Annotated in this window: 10 protein-coding genes and 1 pseudogene; 4 read left to right on the top strand and 7 right to left on the bottom strand. The window is 72.4% G+C overall.

All coding sequences use genetic code 11. From position 1 onward, the window contains the following. Positions 1–57: 57 nt before the first annotated feature. Positions 58–1,278, top strand: a complete 1,221-nt coding sequence (locus tag OHA98_RS25145) for a PLP-dependent aspartate aminotransferase family protein (RefSeq protein ID WP_266929009.1) — start codon at positions 58–60, stop codon at positions 1,276–1,278. On the opposite strand, the gene OHA98_RS25140 is transcribed toward OHA98_RS25145, so the two are convergent. From OHA98_RS25140 to OHA98_RS25120, 5 genes are all read right to left on the bottom strand, one after another. Continuing rightward, on the bottom strand, positions 1,205–2,719 hold the full coding sequence (locus tag OHA98_RS25140) for a GNAT family N-acetyltransferase (RefSeq protein WP_266930898.1): 1,515 nt from the start codon (positions 2,717–2,719) through the stop codon (positions 1,205–1,207). The two genes, OHA98_RS25145 and OHA98_RS25140, sit on opposite strands and share 74 nt — an antisense overlap. Positions 2,720–2,784: 65 nt before the next feature. Beyond that, a complete protein-coding gene (locus OHA98_RS25135) occupies positions 2,785–5,562 on the bottom strand; it encodes a DUF6493 family protein (protein WP_266929008.1) in 2,778 nt (925 codons plus the stop codon). Next, the gene (locus tag OHA98_RS25130) at positions 5,559–6,932 is read right to left on the bottom strand and encodes an SWIM zinc finger family protein (protein WP_266929007.1); all 1,374 of its coding nucleotides are present in this window, start codon (positions 6,930–6,932) and stop codon (positions 5,559–5,561) included. The genes OHA98_RS25135 and OHA98_RS25130 overlap by 4 nt, the downstream gene beginning before the upstream one ends. A 73-nt stretch (positions 6,933–7,005) precedes the next feature. Next, on the bottom strand, positions 7,006–8,586 hold the full coding sequence (locus OHA98_RS25125) for an alkaline phosphatase (RefSeq protein WP_266929006.1): 1,581 nt from the start codon (positions 8,584–8,586) through the stop codon (positions 7,006–7,008). Positions 8,587–8,743: 157 nt separating this feature from the next. Then, on the bottom strand, positions 8,744–10,237 hold the full coding sequence (locus OHA98_RS25120) for a PLP-dependent aminotransferase family protein (RefSeq protein WP_323179638.1): 1,494 nt from the start codon (positions 10,235–10,237) through the stop codon (positions 8,744–8,746). 47 nt (positions 10,238–10,284) lie between these two features. Between OHA98_RS25120 and OHA98_RS25115 the strand changes: the two are divergent. Next, a pseudogene (locus OHA98_RS25115) lies at positions 10,285–11,214 on the top strand (DMT family transporter); the annotation flags it as partial. 72 nt (positions 11,215–11,286) lie between these two features. Here OHA98_RS25115 and OHA98_RS25110 read toward each other — a convergent pair. After that, positions 11,287–12,117 carry an alpha/beta fold hydrolase gene (locus OHA98_RS25110; protein ID WP_266929005.1) on the bottom strand — a complete coding sequence of 277 codons (831 nt, stop codon included), beginning with the start codon at positions 12,115–12,117 and terminating at the stop codon, positions 11,287–11,289. Positions 12,118–12,238: 121 nt separating this feature from the next. On the opposite strand from OHA98_RS25110, the gene OHA98_RS25105 reads away from it, so the two are divergent. Further along, complete coding sequence (locus tag OHA98_RS25105) at positions 12,239–13,123, top strand: RNA polymerase sigma-70 factor (RefSeq protein ID WP_266929004.1); 885 nt, start codon at positions 12,239–12,241, stop codon at positions 13,121–13,123. Between the two features lie 283 nt (positions 13,124–13,406). Next, positions 13,407–14,174, top strand: coding sequence for a GntR family transcriptional regulator (locus OHA98_RS25100; protein ID WP_266929003.1), 768 nt, complete (start codon positions 13,407–13,409; stop codon positions 14,172–14,174). Positions 14,175–14,345: 171 nt separating this feature from the next. On the opposite strand, the gene OHA98_RS25095 is transcribed toward OHA98_RS25100, so the two are convergent. Further along, a complete protein-coding gene (locus tag OHA98_RS25095) occupies positions 14,346–15,503 on the bottom strand; it encodes an ROK family transcriptional regulator (RefSeq protein WP_266929002.1) in 1,158 nt (385 codons plus the stop codon). Positions 15,504–15,567 lie beyond the last annotated feature (64 nt).

The raw sequence follows: 15,567 nt of genomic DNA, 5'->3' as shown, positions 1-15,567 counted from the left end.
GGCGAACGTAGCACGGGCTTTTGCCCCTACCATCCGGTAGGTGTTCAGGGTGGGCCCATGGACAACGAAGTCTCGATGACGCCCCCGGCCCCATCCCGGTCCAGGGCGCTGGCCACCGAAGCCGTGCACGCCGGACGCGACGATCTCGCCTCACTCGGACTGCACGCCCCACCGCTCGACCTGTCCACCACCTATCCCTCGTACGACTCCCGGGGCGAGGCCGAACGGATCGACGCCTTCGCCACGACCGGCGCCCGGCCGGACGGCCCGCCGGTCTACGCCCGGCTGGACAACCCGACCACCGCTCGTTTCGAGACGGCCCTGGCCCAGCTGGAGGGGACCGACAGCGCTGTCGCGTTCGCCAGCGGAATGGCGGCGCTGACGGCCGTCCTGCTGGCCCGTTCGAGCATGGGGCTGCGCCATGTGGTGGCCGTCCGCCCCCTCTACGGGTGCAGCGACCATCTGCTGGGTGCGGGACTGCTGGGCACCGAGGTGACCTGGACCGATCCGGCCGGCATCGCTGACGCGATCCGGCCCGACACCGGCCTGGTGATGGTCGAGACACCGGCCAACCCCACCCTCGCGGAGGTCGGCATCCGGGCCGTCGCCCACTCCTGCGGGTCCGTGCCGCTGCTCGTCGACAACACCTTCGCCACTCCTGTGCTCCAGCGGCCGGCCGAGCACGGCGCCCGGATCGTCCTGCACAGCGCGACCAAGTACCTGGGCGGGCACGGGGATGTGATGGGCGGAGTCGTGGCCTGCGACGAGGAGTTCGCGGCCCGGCTGCGCCAGGTGCGGTTCGCCACGGGTGGCGTGCTGCATCCGCTGGCCGGCTACCTGCTGCTGCGCGGGCTCTCCACGCTGCCGGTGCGTGTCCGGGCGGCGTCGGCGAGCGCGGCCGAGCTGTCCCGCCGCCTCACCGCCGACCCGCGGATCTCACGGGTGCACTACCCGGCGCTGGGCGGGGCGATGGTCTCGTTCGAGGTGTACGGGGATCCGCACCGCGTGATCGCGGGGGTACGGCTCATCACGCCCGCCGTCAGCCTGGGCAGTGTGGACTCGCTGATCCAGCATCCGGCCTCCATCAGCCACCGCATTGTGGATGAGGGAGACCGACAGGCGTCCGGTGTGGGGGACCGGCTGCTGCGCATGTCGGTCGGCCTGGAGGACGTCGAGGATCTGTGGGCGGATCTGTGCCAGGCGCTCAGCGAGGGACCTGCCCTCCCCGCGGACCGGGACCGTTCGGCCGGCCGGGAACTGCTGTCGGAGCCGTCGTAGTTGCCGGAGCAGTCGCTGCTGCGGGAGCGGCAGCGGCGCCGGGAACAGCCGGAGCGGTCCTCAGCCGGGCGGTGATGACCAGGGTGCCTTCCTCGATCTGGTAGTCGAGGGGCAGCCCGAGCGCGCGCATGGCCGCGACCATGCCGGTGTTGCGGGACTGCGTCACGGCGTACACGCTCTCGCAGCCCGCCTCCACGGCGAGTGCCACCAGGCGGCCGAGCAGTTCCGATCCGATTCCCCGTCGCTGCCAGTCGTCCTCGACGAGGAGTGCGACCTCGGTCTCGTCGCCGTCCCAGAGGAGATGGCCGAGCGCCACCAGGCGGCCGGAGGCGGTCTGCACGGCGAGGGTCCGGCCGAAGCGCGGGCTCAGCAGGTGGTCCAGGTACCGGTCCGCGTCACGGACCGGACCGTGGTAGCGCAGGCCGAGCGTGCGCTCGGAGCAGCGGTCGTGCATGGCGCGGGCGGCGGCGAGGTCGCCGCGGTCCGCGCGGCGCACGGTGATCTCGTTGCCCTCGGGGAGGGTGAGCACGGCCCGGCTGCGCGGGACCCGGGGGCCGAGCCGGGCGTCGAGCTCGACCAGCGCGCGGGCGCGGGCGAACTCGGTCGGTGTGAAGGGCAGATACGGACGTTCGACGGTGATCACCCCGCCGGACGGGTCGCGCAGCCGCATCACGGTCTCCTCCAGCACGCCCTCCACGGGTGCGCTCTCACCGGTGGGTCGTCCGGTTGCCGATACCGCGGGCAGCGAGTGGATCGTGCACCGGCCGAGCAGCCGGCGCAGTGCCAGGGGGAGTTCCGCCGCGTCGAGCGCGGTACGGGTGGCCAGCCCGAGGACGCTCGTCGGGGTGTCGACCAGATCGTGGGCGTCCGCCCGTTCGATCCAGGTGGAACTGCCGCCCGCCGCCGAGATCTCCCGGGTCAGCTCCTGGGCCTGGAGCGTCGCGGGCGCGCGGAGCAGGAACTCGTCGACGGTGCCCTGCGCCAGCGGGTGGGTCTGCAGGGTGAGGATGTCGATCCGGAACCGGGCGAGTGCGGTGCACAGCGCGGCCAGGGTGCCCGGACTGTCCCGTACGGTCGTCCGCATCCGCCACAGCACCGTCTCCCCGGTGGACAGGGACGGTCCTCCCTCCCCGTCGGCCGGGACGGGGCCCATGGCCGAGCTCCTGGCCGGGGCCGTGGCGGAATCCGTGGCGGAGTCCGTCGCCCCGCTGCCGGGGCCCGGCGGCGGGGCGTGGCTGTGACGCCGTGCCCACCATGTGTGGAAGGTGGCCGTGGCCACGAGCGCCACGGCCGAGGCGATCAGGAGATAGGGGCCGTCCGGCTGGTGGCCGATCAGATTGGCGATCGCGTCGGCAACGGCGACCGCCGTGAACAGGGCGGCCAGTTCGATCAGGTCCCGCCGCCAGTGGTGCGGACGGCGGGCACTCTTCGCAGATGTCACATCGGTCATGACCTCACTGTGACCGAGCGGTGTTGCCTGATCACGAACGTCTTGTGACTGATGGGTTAAGTGTGGATCTGGTCGCCTATCGTCGCTTTTTGGTCAGATTCCGCGGCCTGATTCCGGCTACTCTCCGACTCCGTCGCACGGCTGTCCTCGCTCGGGACGGGTACGGGCCGGGGCTCCGCCCCGCAGACGGCGAGCAGGCGGCCCGCCTGCCGCACGAGTTGCGAGGAGCTCTTGCGTCCGGCCACGGCGGTGAGCCCGTCTATCGGCCCGAGCTCTGGTGCACCGCTGCGTTCCGCGCAGTCCGCGGTCACGGCGAGCGTCTCGCCGAGGCCGTACGGAGACTTGGGGTACGCCAGCAGCGGGGGCAGCAACTCCACCAGCACGGAAAGCACCGTCCGGTACGCGCCGGTGGCGGCGGCCGTCCGCGCCGAGTCCGTGAGCCGGCCGAGCTTCACCAGGTCGTGGTCGACGAGGATCGAGAGCTCGCGGCCGAGCAGGGGCGCGTCCAGCCGTCCCTGCGCGGCGAGAACCAGCAGGGCGTCCACCGCCGACAGCCGGTCCTCGGCGTGCCGGGCACCCAGCCCGTAGCCCAGGGCCAGATGTATCGCTCCGCCGGCCGGTCCGCCGGCCTCGGCGAGCGCGGGCAGCCACCGGGCCGCGCCTCGCGCACCCTCGTCCGCGCTGTGCATCAGGTCGGGCATCAGCCAGGCGGCCATGGTCTCCCCGTCCTCGGGCAGCGTGGCGAGCCAGTGCTCCGAGCCCGCGCCTTCCCAGTGGTAGCACCGACGCGCCTCGGGGAGATGCGGTCGGCCCAGCCAGTGGAAGGAGCGTGGGAACTCCCGCTGGATCACCGGACGCTCCTTGGTGGCGAGGAGGACCCGCCGCGTTCCGGCGGCCGAACGCTGCCACCAGTTGCCCGAGGACGGCCGGCCGTCCTGCGGGCGGTGCCTCAGCACCCGGGCGACCGGTTCGTCGGCACGTATCCAGGCGGCCAGCCGGTCGCCCTCCGGGGTGCCGAGCAGCGCGGCTCCCTCCGCCGCCTCCAGCTCCCCGGCCCGGCGTACGCGCAGCAGTGCCTGGGCGAAGTCGGCAGGGCCGGGTACGGCGCCGAGGCGCTGGTAGGTGCGCAGCCGCTCGACCAGTTCCCGTGCGTCCAGCGACCCGGTGTGCCAGGTCGGCGTCGCGAGCAGGAACGGGATCTGTCCGCTCCGCACCGCGGCGGCGGCCTCCCACATCCGGGCGAACAGCACCCCGTCCAGCGCGGCATGGGTGCAGGTCCCCGTTCCGGTCCAGCGGGCGTTTCCGTCGCGCACGATGGCCGGGGACACCCGTCCGAGCACGGAGGCCGCGATCAGGTCCAGCCCGCGGGGGTTCCGCGCGAATCTCCTGTCGGTCTCCTCCTGCGAGGTGCCACTGAGGAGCCAGTGTCCGGACAGCGCCTCGCGGAGCGCGGCGGCGAGTGCCGTGCGGTCCGTCCGGGCGTGCCGGATCATCCCGTCCAGCGCCCGCTCGAAGGCGGTGGTCTCCCGCGAATCGGACCCCGTCAGAGCCGCCACCTCCTCGACGAGCTCGGCGAGACTCTCCGGTGCCGGTTCGAGCCGGCGGAGGGCGGGTGCGGGCGGCAGCTGCTCCTCGTAGGCACTGCTGCCGGAGGCCTCGTCCGGCAGCTCGCCGAACAGCTCGACGGCCGCGGACCGGTGCATCGGACCCAGCTGTCCCGCGGCGAGGGCGAGCTCCTCGCGGAGCGCGCCGTCCACGGCGGGGAGGTGCCGGGCGATCAGCTTCAGTGCCCGTTCCTGGATGCCGGTGTCCTCGTGGCCGAGAGCTTCCGCGATGACCGGCAGCAGTTCGCCGGCTGTCGAGGCGTCTCTGCGCAGCACCTTTCCCAGAAACACCAGTTGCCCGCGTACGAGCTTCTTCTCACTGCGGAAGAGCACCGAGCCCGAGACCTCGGCGAGGTCCCGCAGGGTGAGCAGGCCGAGCCCGTCCAGCCGTATGAGCACCTCCTGGGCGTGGCCCGCCACGGTCGAGATCCCGTCCGCCGCCATGCCCATCCAGTCGGCGATCCTCTCCGTCTCCTCCTGTTCGGTCAGGGCGAGCCGGCGGAGCATCACCAGGAAGCAGCGCTGGTCGCCCGGCTTCCCGCCGCGCAGCAGCCGCGTCACGCACCCGTCAACCAGCATCCCGCGGTCCAGCAGGCCTTCCTCCGCCAGCGCGGTGAGCGCGGCCGGCCAGTGTCTGAGGGAGTCGGGTTCCTCGAACCAGCCGACCTGGGGCGGGAGGACCTGCAGTTCGAAGAGCCGCGGCGCGAGAACGGTCAGATGCGGTTCGGCGCGCAGGATGTCCAGCAATGACGTGGGAGAGTCCCTGCGCCACCGGGCGGAGCCGACCCTCTCCGTCCAGCCCACCACCAGACTGTCCGTGACGGGAACCGGGCACTGGGCGATCCGTGCCAGCTCGGAGATGAACCAGTACTCGGATTCAGATGTGGACGACCGCGCGGCCAGCCGGTGGGCGAGGTCGGCGAGCCAGGCGGGATCACGGTCCGCGAGCGCTTCCAGGACGAGCGGGTACGGCGTTCTCACCCAGTCGCGCAGAGCGCGGCCGCTCATCCACGCGGCGCAGCCGGCCGCCCCCGTGTGGCAGCCCGCCCCGGCCACCAGCAGGGCCTTCTGGATCTTGTCGTGCTTCTGCCACTCCCAGCTCTGCGCCTCCTTGCGCAGCGCCTTCAGCTCGGTCAGAGCCGCCCTGCGGCCGACGGGGTCCAGTTTCAGCACGAGCGCGGGAACGTCCTGCTTGCGGCCTTCCCGTACCGCGGTGAGCAGATCGTTCATCGCGCACCGCCGGAGACCGTTGCGCCGCGGCGGACCATCCGGACGGCCAGCGCGTGTTTGCACGGGCCCCGGCGTCCCCGGTAGTCCGCCCACCACTGGCAGGTGCAGCTCAGCACCCCTTCGTGCTCCCGCACCCGGTACCTTCGCTCGCCCGAGGCGACGGAAGCCAGGTCACCGTCCAGGGTCACCGCGCCCGAACCGGCGAGCCGCCGGGCGTCGACGAGCCGTGGATTGTGCCGCTCGGCCCGGTCCGCGTCGTAGGGCAGCTCGCGGTGGAAGTACGCGGCGTCCGCCAGGTCGTAGCCCACCCGGCCCGCGGTTCCGAGCCGGGTGAGCGCGGCCCGTACCCGCGCGACCGTCAGACCGGACTGCTCGGCGAGGTCGGCCGGCTCGATCCGGGGCTCCCAGGCCAGCAGCACCGAGACCAGCTCGGCGTCGGCCGCGGCGTCGTCGGTGGCCAGAGCTTCGAGGACCCCGCCCTCACCGGAGAACCCGCGCGAGGCCTCGGGCGACAGGGTCAGCGTGAGACGCATCCCCGGCAGGACGACCTCCCAGGCGCTCGCCGCGGCCACGCCGTCGGCCACCGGCCCGTACACCCGCAGAGCCGTCGCGTGACGCAGCACCCGCTGAAGAGCCACGAGCCGCTCGGGGCCCGGCAGGCACACCGCACCCGGAACCGGCCGGGTCGTCGGCCGCAGACCTGTCCCTGTGGCGATCACCCACCGGGCGCCGCGTGAGGCATTTCCCGAGGAGCGGGGCAGGGAACGGAGGAATCTGACGGCCTCGGCCGCGGGCAGCTCGGCCCGCAGATCGAAGGCGGCCGAGGCCACCTGCGCCTCGGCGAAGCCGCGCAGCCACCGGTCCGGCAGCGGAACCTTCTTCTCCACCACCGGCCCGTCCAGCGTGGTGACCGTCATCTCCTCGGGGCCGACCCGCAGATGCAGCGGGTCATCCGCCGTTATCCGCGAAAGAGCCTCCCGCAAAGGGTTGTTGACATCGACATTCGTCGTGCCGTGACCTGTCCGCTCCCCTTCGAGGCCCTCCTGCAGCACGTCGAGTCGCGCGTACACCCCGCAGCATCCGGAGAACGACTCGAAGCGCAGCCGGTCCCCGTTCCCCGTCACGACCGGGTCGAGGGACGCGGCCGGCGAACGCTGGTAGTAGCGGGCGGAGGCCACGTCGGCCACGGCCAGCAGGCCTCGCGCGGCGATGCGCGGCGAGGAGAGGAAACCGGCGAAGAACCGGGGATGGGCCTCGGCGCCGCGCGGGGTGAGACCGCCCGAGGTTTCCAGCCCCAGCAGGGCTCCGGTGGGCGAGGACTCCAGGGCGGAGTGGCGTGCGTAGGCCAGGGCCTGAACGGATCGGGTCATGGGAAAACCGTAGAGGCCACCACTGACAACGGGCCCGCGGCCGGCCGCTCCGCGCCGGGTCAACAGAGCCTGTTCACTGCCCTGTCAGACCCGGCTGGAGGACCTTGCCGAACAGGACGGAGCCGCCCTGCGCCCGCAGCCGAACCGTCAGTTCCCCGCTGTCGCCGTCGATCTCGACCTCGCCGAAGAACTGCGGTGACTCCATCGGCGACACGTTCGCCCTGTCCGGTGCCCGGAGGAAGACCCGCTCGGGGCCGAAGGTGCCGTCGAGCGCGTTGGCGGGGAATCCGCCGGCCGCCAGTGGTCCCGACACGAACTCCCAGAACGGGGCGAAGTCCTTGAAGGCCGCCCGCTCGGGGGCGTAGTGCTGTGCCGAGGTGTAGTGCACATCGGCGGTCAGCCAGACCGTGCCGGTGATCCGCCGGTGCTTGATGAACCGGAGCAGCTCGGCGATCTGCAGTTCCCGGCCGAGCGGTACGCCGGGGTCGCCCTGCGCCACCGCCTCGAAGTCCGTCGCGCCGTCGGTGACGACGAGGCCGAGCGGCATGTCCGCCGCGATCACCTTCCACACCGCGCGCGAGCGCGACAGCTCGTGCTTGAGCCGGCGCAGCTGCTCGGCCCCGAGGATGCCGGTCGTGTCGTCGGGCTGCCGGCCGGGCGAGTTGGCGTTGCGGAACGAACGCATGTCGAGGACGAACACATCGAGCAGCGGTCCGTGCCGCACGACGCGATGCACCTGCCCCGCGTGCGACGGACCGCGCGGCGTGGACACGGGGAAGTACTCACGGAACGCGCGCATCGAGCGCGCCGCGAGGATGTCCACGTTCTTCTCGGTGTAGCGGGCGTCGTCCAGGATCTGACCGGGGTACCAGTTGTTGCGCACCTCGTGGTCGTCCCACTGGATGACGGAGGGTACCTGGGAGTTGAACCGCCGGAGGTTCTCGTCAAGGAGGTTGTAACGGAAGTTGCCGCGGTACTCGTCGAGGGTCTCGGCGACCTTCGCCTTCTCCTCGGTGGTGACGTTGCGCCAGATCCGCCCGTCGGGCAGCGTCACGCTGGGCTCGATCACCCCGTCCGCGTAGATGTTGTCGCCGCTGCACAGGAAGAAGTCCGGATCGAGCCGGCGCATCTCGTCGTACACGCGATAGCCGCCGATGTCCGGGTTGATGCCCCACCCCTGCCCCGCGATGTCCCCGGACCACAGGAAGCGCACGCCGTCACGGCGCCGGGCGGGCGCGGTACGGAACGTTCCGTACACCGGCCTGCCCGTGCGGCGCGGGTCGTGCGGGTCCGAGAGCGTGACGCGGTAGTGCACCTGCTCACCCGCGGGCAGGCCGTACAGCGGCGTCGTACCCGTGAAGTCCGTACCCGGCCCGACCAGCGGCCCGTGCCAACGCCGGGCCCGGCGGAACGATTCGGTGGCCGAGGTCTCCACCAGCATGCGCGCGGGCCGGTCCGACCGTACCCACACGAGTGCGGACGAGGACGTCACATCGCCGGCCTGGACACCCCAGGCGGCCTCGGGCCGCCCCGAGAGCGCGAAGGCGGGCGCCGCCCCGACGGCGGCGGGCAGCGTGACGGCCGCCGAGGCGAGGAGCGAACCGCGCAGCACGGTCCGACGGCCGGGAGTGTGTACACGAGGACGGTGCGACATCGGTGCGCCTCCAGAGGGCGGCGGTGCGGAGTGACGGGGCGGGAGCGCGAGCACGGGACGCGGCGGTGTTCGTCGCGAGGTGATCGCCCGGTCATGCCTAGTGCCCGGGGGAGGCTGCCACACCAACCACAGGTGAACAACCGCGATGACACGTACGTCACCGCTGATCCGTCACCCGCGCCCGCGCCAACAGCCCCACTCCGCGCGCGATATCGGCCGGAGTCAGATGGGCATAGCCGAGTACGAGGCGCACGGCGCCGTCCTCGCCGTCCGGGCCGCCCACCGTGCCGTAGTCGTCCAGCGGACGCAGCGCGATGCCCGCACCGGCCGCCCGGTCCAGGAACCGGCCTTCGGGGCCGTACCGTTCGGGCAGCCGCGCGATGATGTGCAGGCCTGCCGCTATGCCACTGATCACGACGCCGGGGAAGTGCTCGCGCAGCGCGCCCACCAGGGCGTCGCGGCGCTCCCGGTAGGCGCGTCGGCAGCGTCGCAGCTGCCGGTCGTAGCCGCCTCGCGTGATGAAGTCGGCCAGTACCGCCTGGTCGATCGCGGGGTTGCCCAGATCCATCGTGCGCTTGCGCTCGACGATCGCGTCGGCCATGGACGCGGGAGCGATCAGCCACCCCAGGCGCAGCCCGGGAACCAGCGATTTGCTCACCGAGCCGGTGTACGCCACGTGTTCGGGGTCCAGCCCCTGCAACGCGCCGACGGGTGCCCTGTCGTACCGGAAGTCTCCGTCGTAGTCGTCCTCCATGATCACCCCGTCGCAGGCACGGGCCCATGCGAGCAGCCGGCTGCGGCGATCGGCCGAGTAGCCGATTCCGGTGGGGAACTGGTGGGCGGGCGTGGTGACGACCGCACGGACTCCGGAAGCCAGCAGCGGACCCACCGCCAGGCCCTCGTCGTCCAGAGGCAGCGGAACGACCCCCAGCCCGGTCGAGGCGAACAGCGACGCGTGCTCGGGACTCCCCGGGTCCTCGACGCCCACGGCCGGCAGCCCCTGTCCGCGCAGTACGAACCCCAGCAGGGTGGCCGCCTGCGCGACGCCGGAACAGACGACCAGCCGTTCGGGGTCGGCGACCACTCCGCGCCGCCGGATCAGCAGCGCGGCCAGGGCCTCGCGCAGCTCCGGCAGGCCGCGTGGATCGGGGTAGCCCAGGGCGCTGTGCGGCAGTCTGCCGATGACCGCGCGCTGGGTGGCGGCCCATGCCGCACGCGGGAAGAGCGAGAGGTCAGGGGTGCCGGGCCGGAAGTCCACCCGCACACCGGGCGCACGCGGCGCCAGATCGCGCGCGCTGTGCCGCGCCGGCCGGACTCCGCCGCTGACCCAGGTCCCCGCGCCCCGCCCGCTGCGCAGATAGCTCTCCGCCACGAGCTGTTCGTACGCCTCGGTGACCAGGCCGCGCGACACCCCGAGTTCGGCGGCCAGCTCACGGCTGGAAGGCAGCCTGGTCCCCGCCGCGAGACGGCCCGAGCGGATCGCCTCACGCAGCGCCGACCGCAGCGCACGGCCCCGCTGCCGTGCCGGAGCGGCGGCCGCGGGGAGCAGCAGTTCCCAGGCTCCGGAGCCGCAGGCGGGCGGGCCGTCGCCGGCCTCCCGATCACCATGACTCCCCGTGCCGACAGACGAATTGGTCCCCGAAGACATCATGAAAGTGGACCTTAAACCGGACCGGCCCGAAATCTAGCGTTGCCCGCATGAACGCACCTTCCGTACGCGGGGTACTCCTCGCCGCCTTCGCCTGCGTACTCGTGGGCGCCTCCTTCACCGCGAACAGCGTTCTCGGCGACTATCCGTACGCCGGGGGCCAGGCGCTGCGCTACGGCCTGGCCGCGCTGCTGCTCGTACCGCTGCTGCGCCGGAAGCGAGACTCCGCACTCCGGAAGGGAGACTCCGGACGCGGGGAGGGAGACTCCGTACGCCGGGAGGGACATTCCGGAGTGCCGGAGAAGGATTCCGGGCTCGCTCCGCTGCGCGCTCTCTCCCGGCGGCACTGGGGCCGCCTCGCCCTTCTCGCGGCGGTCGGCATGGTCGGTTTCAACCTGGCGGTCCTGGCCGCCGAGCGGTCGGCGGAACCCGCGGTGCCCGGGGTCCTCGTCGGCTGCGCGCCCATCGTCGTGGGCGTGCTCGTCCCGCTGCTGGAGGGCCGTCGCCCGTCCCGGACCGTGCTGTACGCGGCCGGGCTCGTCGCGGCCGGGGCCTTCACCGTCCAGGGGTGGGGGCGTACCGACCTCGCCGGAGTCCTCTGCTCGGTGGGCGCGCTCGCGGGCGAGGTCGGATTCGCCGTGCTCGCCGTACCGCTGCTGAGCCCGCTCGGCCCGAAACTGCTGTCGGCGGCCGTCTGCGCCGTCGCCGCCCTGGAGTCCGCGGTGCTCGGTGTCCTGCTCGACGGGCCCGCCTTCCTGCGGCTGCCGACGCCCGCCGAGACGACGGCGCTGCTGTGGCAGGCCGTCGTCGTCACGGTCATCGGTTTCGTCTGCTGGTACAGCGGTATCCAGCGGATCGGCGCCGAACGCGCCACGCTCTTCTCCGGTCTGATCCCGGTCTCCGCCGCTCTCACCGCGCCCCTCGTCGGTGCCGGCGTGTACGGCATCGCCCAGGGTGCGGGCAGCCTCCTGGTAGGCGCGGGCGTGGCGCTCGGCTCCGGTGTCCTGGGGCGCCGCGCGCTCTCCGGGTCCGGACCCCGGGGCGCCGGTGGGTCAGCGGCTCGTGTCGAGGATGACGCGCGCCACCAGGGCGGGGTCGTCGTGCATCGGGACATGACCGCAGCCGGGCAGGCGCACGAGACGGGCGCCGGGGATCGTGTGCTTCGCCCGGACTCCCTGGCGGCGCAGCAGCAGCCGGTCGCGGCTGCCCCACGCGACGGTGACGGGAAGCCCCGGTACGTCGTGGGTGAAGACGGCGCCCCGGCCGACGGCCAGCGTCTCGTGGAATCCGGTCGCCCCGCGCAGGGCCATGGTCTCCGCGAGGACCGCGTCGGGTGAGCGCCGGGCGGGCCGGGAGTAGATGGTGCTGGTGAGGGCGGTACGCCCGGCCGCGCTGCGCGAGAGCCGCTCGATCGTCGTCACCGGCAGCGCCAGCGCACCCCCGCGCATCGCGCGGAGGGCCGCGAACGCGTAGCGCCGCTCCGGCTCCGTCCAGAATCCGGCCGGGGACAGTGCGGACACCGAGCGGGCGAGCCCCACGCGCCCCATCTCCAGGGCGAGCAGCCCCCCGAGGGAATTGCCGGCCACATGCGGACGGCCGACCCCGAGTTCCGCGCAGAAGGCCCCGAGGACCCGGGCCACCGAGTCCGTGGCGTACGGGACGCCGTCCGGCAACGCCGGGGAAGCTCCGAAGCCCGGCAGGTCCACGGTCATGACGTCCCGCTCGGCGGCCAGGATCCGCAGCACCGGGTCCCAGGCCTGGCGGTGGTGGCCGATGCCGTGGAGCAGCAGCAACGGTTCTCCGGAGCCGCTCCGTTCGTACGCGAGGGAAACCGGGCGGGGGCCGTCGGCCGAATCGATGGTGAAGGAGACCGTGGCGGCCATGTAGCTGCTCCCTGAGGTGGGTAGACGTCGCGTCAACAACAATTACCGTCCAGTAGCTCCCAGTTCAAGAGGGTGGCGATTCCCGCTGGACAGCGTCCGGCACGTCGGTTGGGATGGGGGAGTGACAGCCGACACCGCGACCGACGTCTTCGAGGAACACCGGCCCGTGCTCACCGGTGTCGCCTACCGCATGCTCGGCCGCGTCGCGGACGCCGAGGACGTGGTGCAGGAGGCCTGGCTGCGGTGGTCGTCGGTGGCCCACGAGGAGGTGCGGGAACCGAGGGCGTTCCTCGTACGGATCACCACTCGCCTGGCCATCGACCGGCTCCGGCATCTCCGGTCGCGCCGCGAGAACTACGTCGGGCCCTGGCTGCCCGAACCGGTGGTCACCGACTTCGGGCCCGGTGTCCCCGACACCGCGGAACGGGCCGTACTCGCCGACTCCGTGTCCTTCGCCGTGCTGGTCGTCCTCGAATCGCTCTCGCCGCTGGAGCGCGCGGTCTTCGTCCTGCGCGAGGCCTTCGGATTCCCGTACGCGGAGATCGCCGGTGCGCTCGACCGTACGGACGCCGCCGTGCGCCAGCTCGCGGGGCGCGCCAAGCGCCATGTGGAGGAGCGCAAGCCGCGCTACGACGTCGACCCGGCGGAGCGGCGGGATCTCACCGAGCGGTTCCTGGCGGCTGCGTCGGGCGGAGACATCGGGCGGCTCCTCGCGCTGCTGGCCCCCGATGTCCGGCTCGTCAGCGACAGCGGCGGCAAGTCGAAGGCCCCGAGGCGGATCATCGAGACGGCGGACAAGGTCGGACGGTTCCTCTTCGCGGTGGCGCACGAGGTGGGGTCCGACATGGAGTTCCGGCTCGCGGAGTTCAACGGCGGTCCGGCACTGGTGATGTTCTCCGGAGGAAAGCCCGACAGCTTCTTCCAGGTGGACGTCAGGGACGGACTCATTCAATGTGCCTATATTGTTCGAAATCCGGACAAGCTTGTCGGTCTGGCCCTGGAATAGCCGGCCACCCCAGCCGTCCGGGCTGACTTCTCGCGCCCCACGGGACTTCTGAACGCCTGGTCACAGCCCCACTGGCCCTCCCGGTCGTGGGGCTTTGTGCTGCGCGCGGCTCGCGGCGTCAAGAACGTCCTGTGAACGCTCTGCGCCAAGGTCCCGTTTCGCTCCGTTACGGACTAAGGATTGGTCTTGACCAAGGGGGTGCGCCACCCTAAGGTCACCTTAAGACAGGAACCTTTAATAAATAACGTCGCGGAATAGACGCTGGGCGATTGCGGAGGACAGGGTGGGGACCACGCAGCTGGAATCGGTACAGGAGCCGAAGTACTGGCACCTCAAGACCGTGCTCAGTGAGGCACTCGACTCGGACTTTGCGGTGGGAGCGGTCCTGCCCAACGAGCGCGACCTCGCGGCCCGGTTCGGTGTCGCACGGGCCACGCTCCGTCAGGCTCTGGAGCAGCTCGAACTCGAAGGCAGGCTGCAGCGCCGCCGTGGTGTGGGGACGACCGTCGCCCCGCCGCGCGTGGGCGTCGCGGTCTCCACCGCGCAGCACGACTGGACCGGCGGAGTGGTCGGCGAGGCATGGCAGCTCCTCGACTGCACCACCGACACGGCGCCGGCCGCGGTGGCGGGCATGCTCGACACGAGCACCGGGGAGCCCGTCCATGTGGTGCGCCGGATCCGTGTCACCCACGGCCAGCCGGTGGCCGCCGAACTGCTGTACGTCCCGTCGTCGTCGGTGCCGGACCTCTCCGCGATCGACACACCGTCCGGTCCCGCCCGCGCCCGGAGCGTGCTGCGCGAACTGCACCGGCTGGGCCTTGAGGGCCAGGACCGTTCCGTGGAGCTCGGATCGGCCCGTGCCGACGATGCCAAGGAGCTCGACCGCCTTCCCGGGGCGCCCGTTCTCGTGGTCACGACCCGCTACTTCACCGCCGGCGGTACAGCGGCCGTCTCCGTGGCCACCTACCGGGCCGACACCTGCCGGCTCACCTTCGGGGACTCCGGCGCGCTGGAGATCAGCCACGAGGGGCAGGAGCGTCAGGCCTCCTGACGCCGTCGGACTCCGCCCCGGGCGGCTCAGGGCCGCCCGGGCTCCGCTCGAAAAGGTTCCTGGCCGGTGGAGCCACGCCCGCCCACCGGATCCGCACCGCACGGCCCGTCGCACACTGAGCGGCGGGCCGTTGCCGTGCCCCGGACACTCCCGTTGCCGTGTCCCGGGCCCTCAGCGGCGGGCCGTCACGCTGCCCTCCACCGCGAACAGCTCCTCCTCGACATGGTCCAGGGCCAGTCGCAGCGCCCCGGTGGCGACAGCGGCCTCACCGAGGAGCGACAGCGCCACCTTCGGCGGGCGCAGGCAGTAGCGCGCCAGCTCATTGCGGAGCGGGTCCAGGACACCGTCCAGACCGGCCGCCCAGCCCCCGACCACCACCAGCTCCGGATCGAGCGCCAGCACCAGAGCCGCGACATCGTGCACCAGCCGCTGAATGAACCGCTCGACCGCTGCCTGGGCCCCGGCGTCTCCCTGCCGCGCCTGGGCGAAAACGGCGGTCACGGCGTGCTCGTCCAGGGGAACGAGCGGTGTGTCGGTCGTCGACAGCAGATGCTCCGGGGTCACATCCCTGCCGAGCAGATGCAGAGCGCCGATCTCACCCGCCGCACCCCCGAAACCGCGGTGCAGCCGTCCGCCGATCAGCGATCCGGCCCCGGGGCTCAGCCCGGCCAGGACGAAGACGATGTCGTCGGACTCGGTCGCCGCACCCTTCCAGTGCTCGGCCACCGCCGCGGCGTTGGCGTCGTTCTCCACGAGAACCGGACAGCGGAAGGAGCGCCGCAGGCGCTCGCCGAGCGGGAGGCCGGTCCAGTCCGGCAACGCGGTGCCCAGCCGTACGGTCCCGTCCGCCTCCACGATGCCGGGGCTGCCCACCCCCACCGCACGCAGGCTGCTCCTGGCCACCCCGGTGCGCCGCAGCACGTCGGCGATCACGGCCCTGACCTGATCGAGCCGGTCGTCCGCGCTCGCGGTCTCGGACACCACGCGCGATCCGGCGCCGATGATCCGTCCGTCCAGCCCCGACAGCATCGAGGAGACGCGGTGCGGGCCGATCTCGATGCCCAGCAGATGGCCTGCCTCGGCACGGAAGCGGAACCGCCGCGCGGGCCGCCCCTGGCGCCGTGCCTCGCTCTCGTCGGGCAGCGCCTCGACGACCAGGCCCGCCTCGAACAGCCCCTCGACCACGCCTTCGACCGTCGGCCTCGACAGACCGGTGATCCGGGTCAGATCCGTCAGGGTCGGAGTGCCGGCCCCTCGCAGGGCATGCAGCACCACCGCGGAATTGATCCGCCGCAACAGCGAAGGGTCCCCACCGGTCAGCCGGCCCACCGTGTGTCCTCCCAGCTCGTGCGCATGTCTGCCGGATGGTACTCGCTGGCCAGGGACACGGCGA

The sequence above is a fragment of the Streptomyces sp. NBC_00654 genome (assembly GCF_026341775.1).
Lineage (GTDB): Bacteria > Actinomycetota > Actinomycetes > Streptomycetales > Streptomycetaceae > Streptomyces.
The sequence above is the reverse complement of the archived record's forward strand: the minus strand, read 5'-3'. Positions and strand labels throughout refer to the sequence as shown.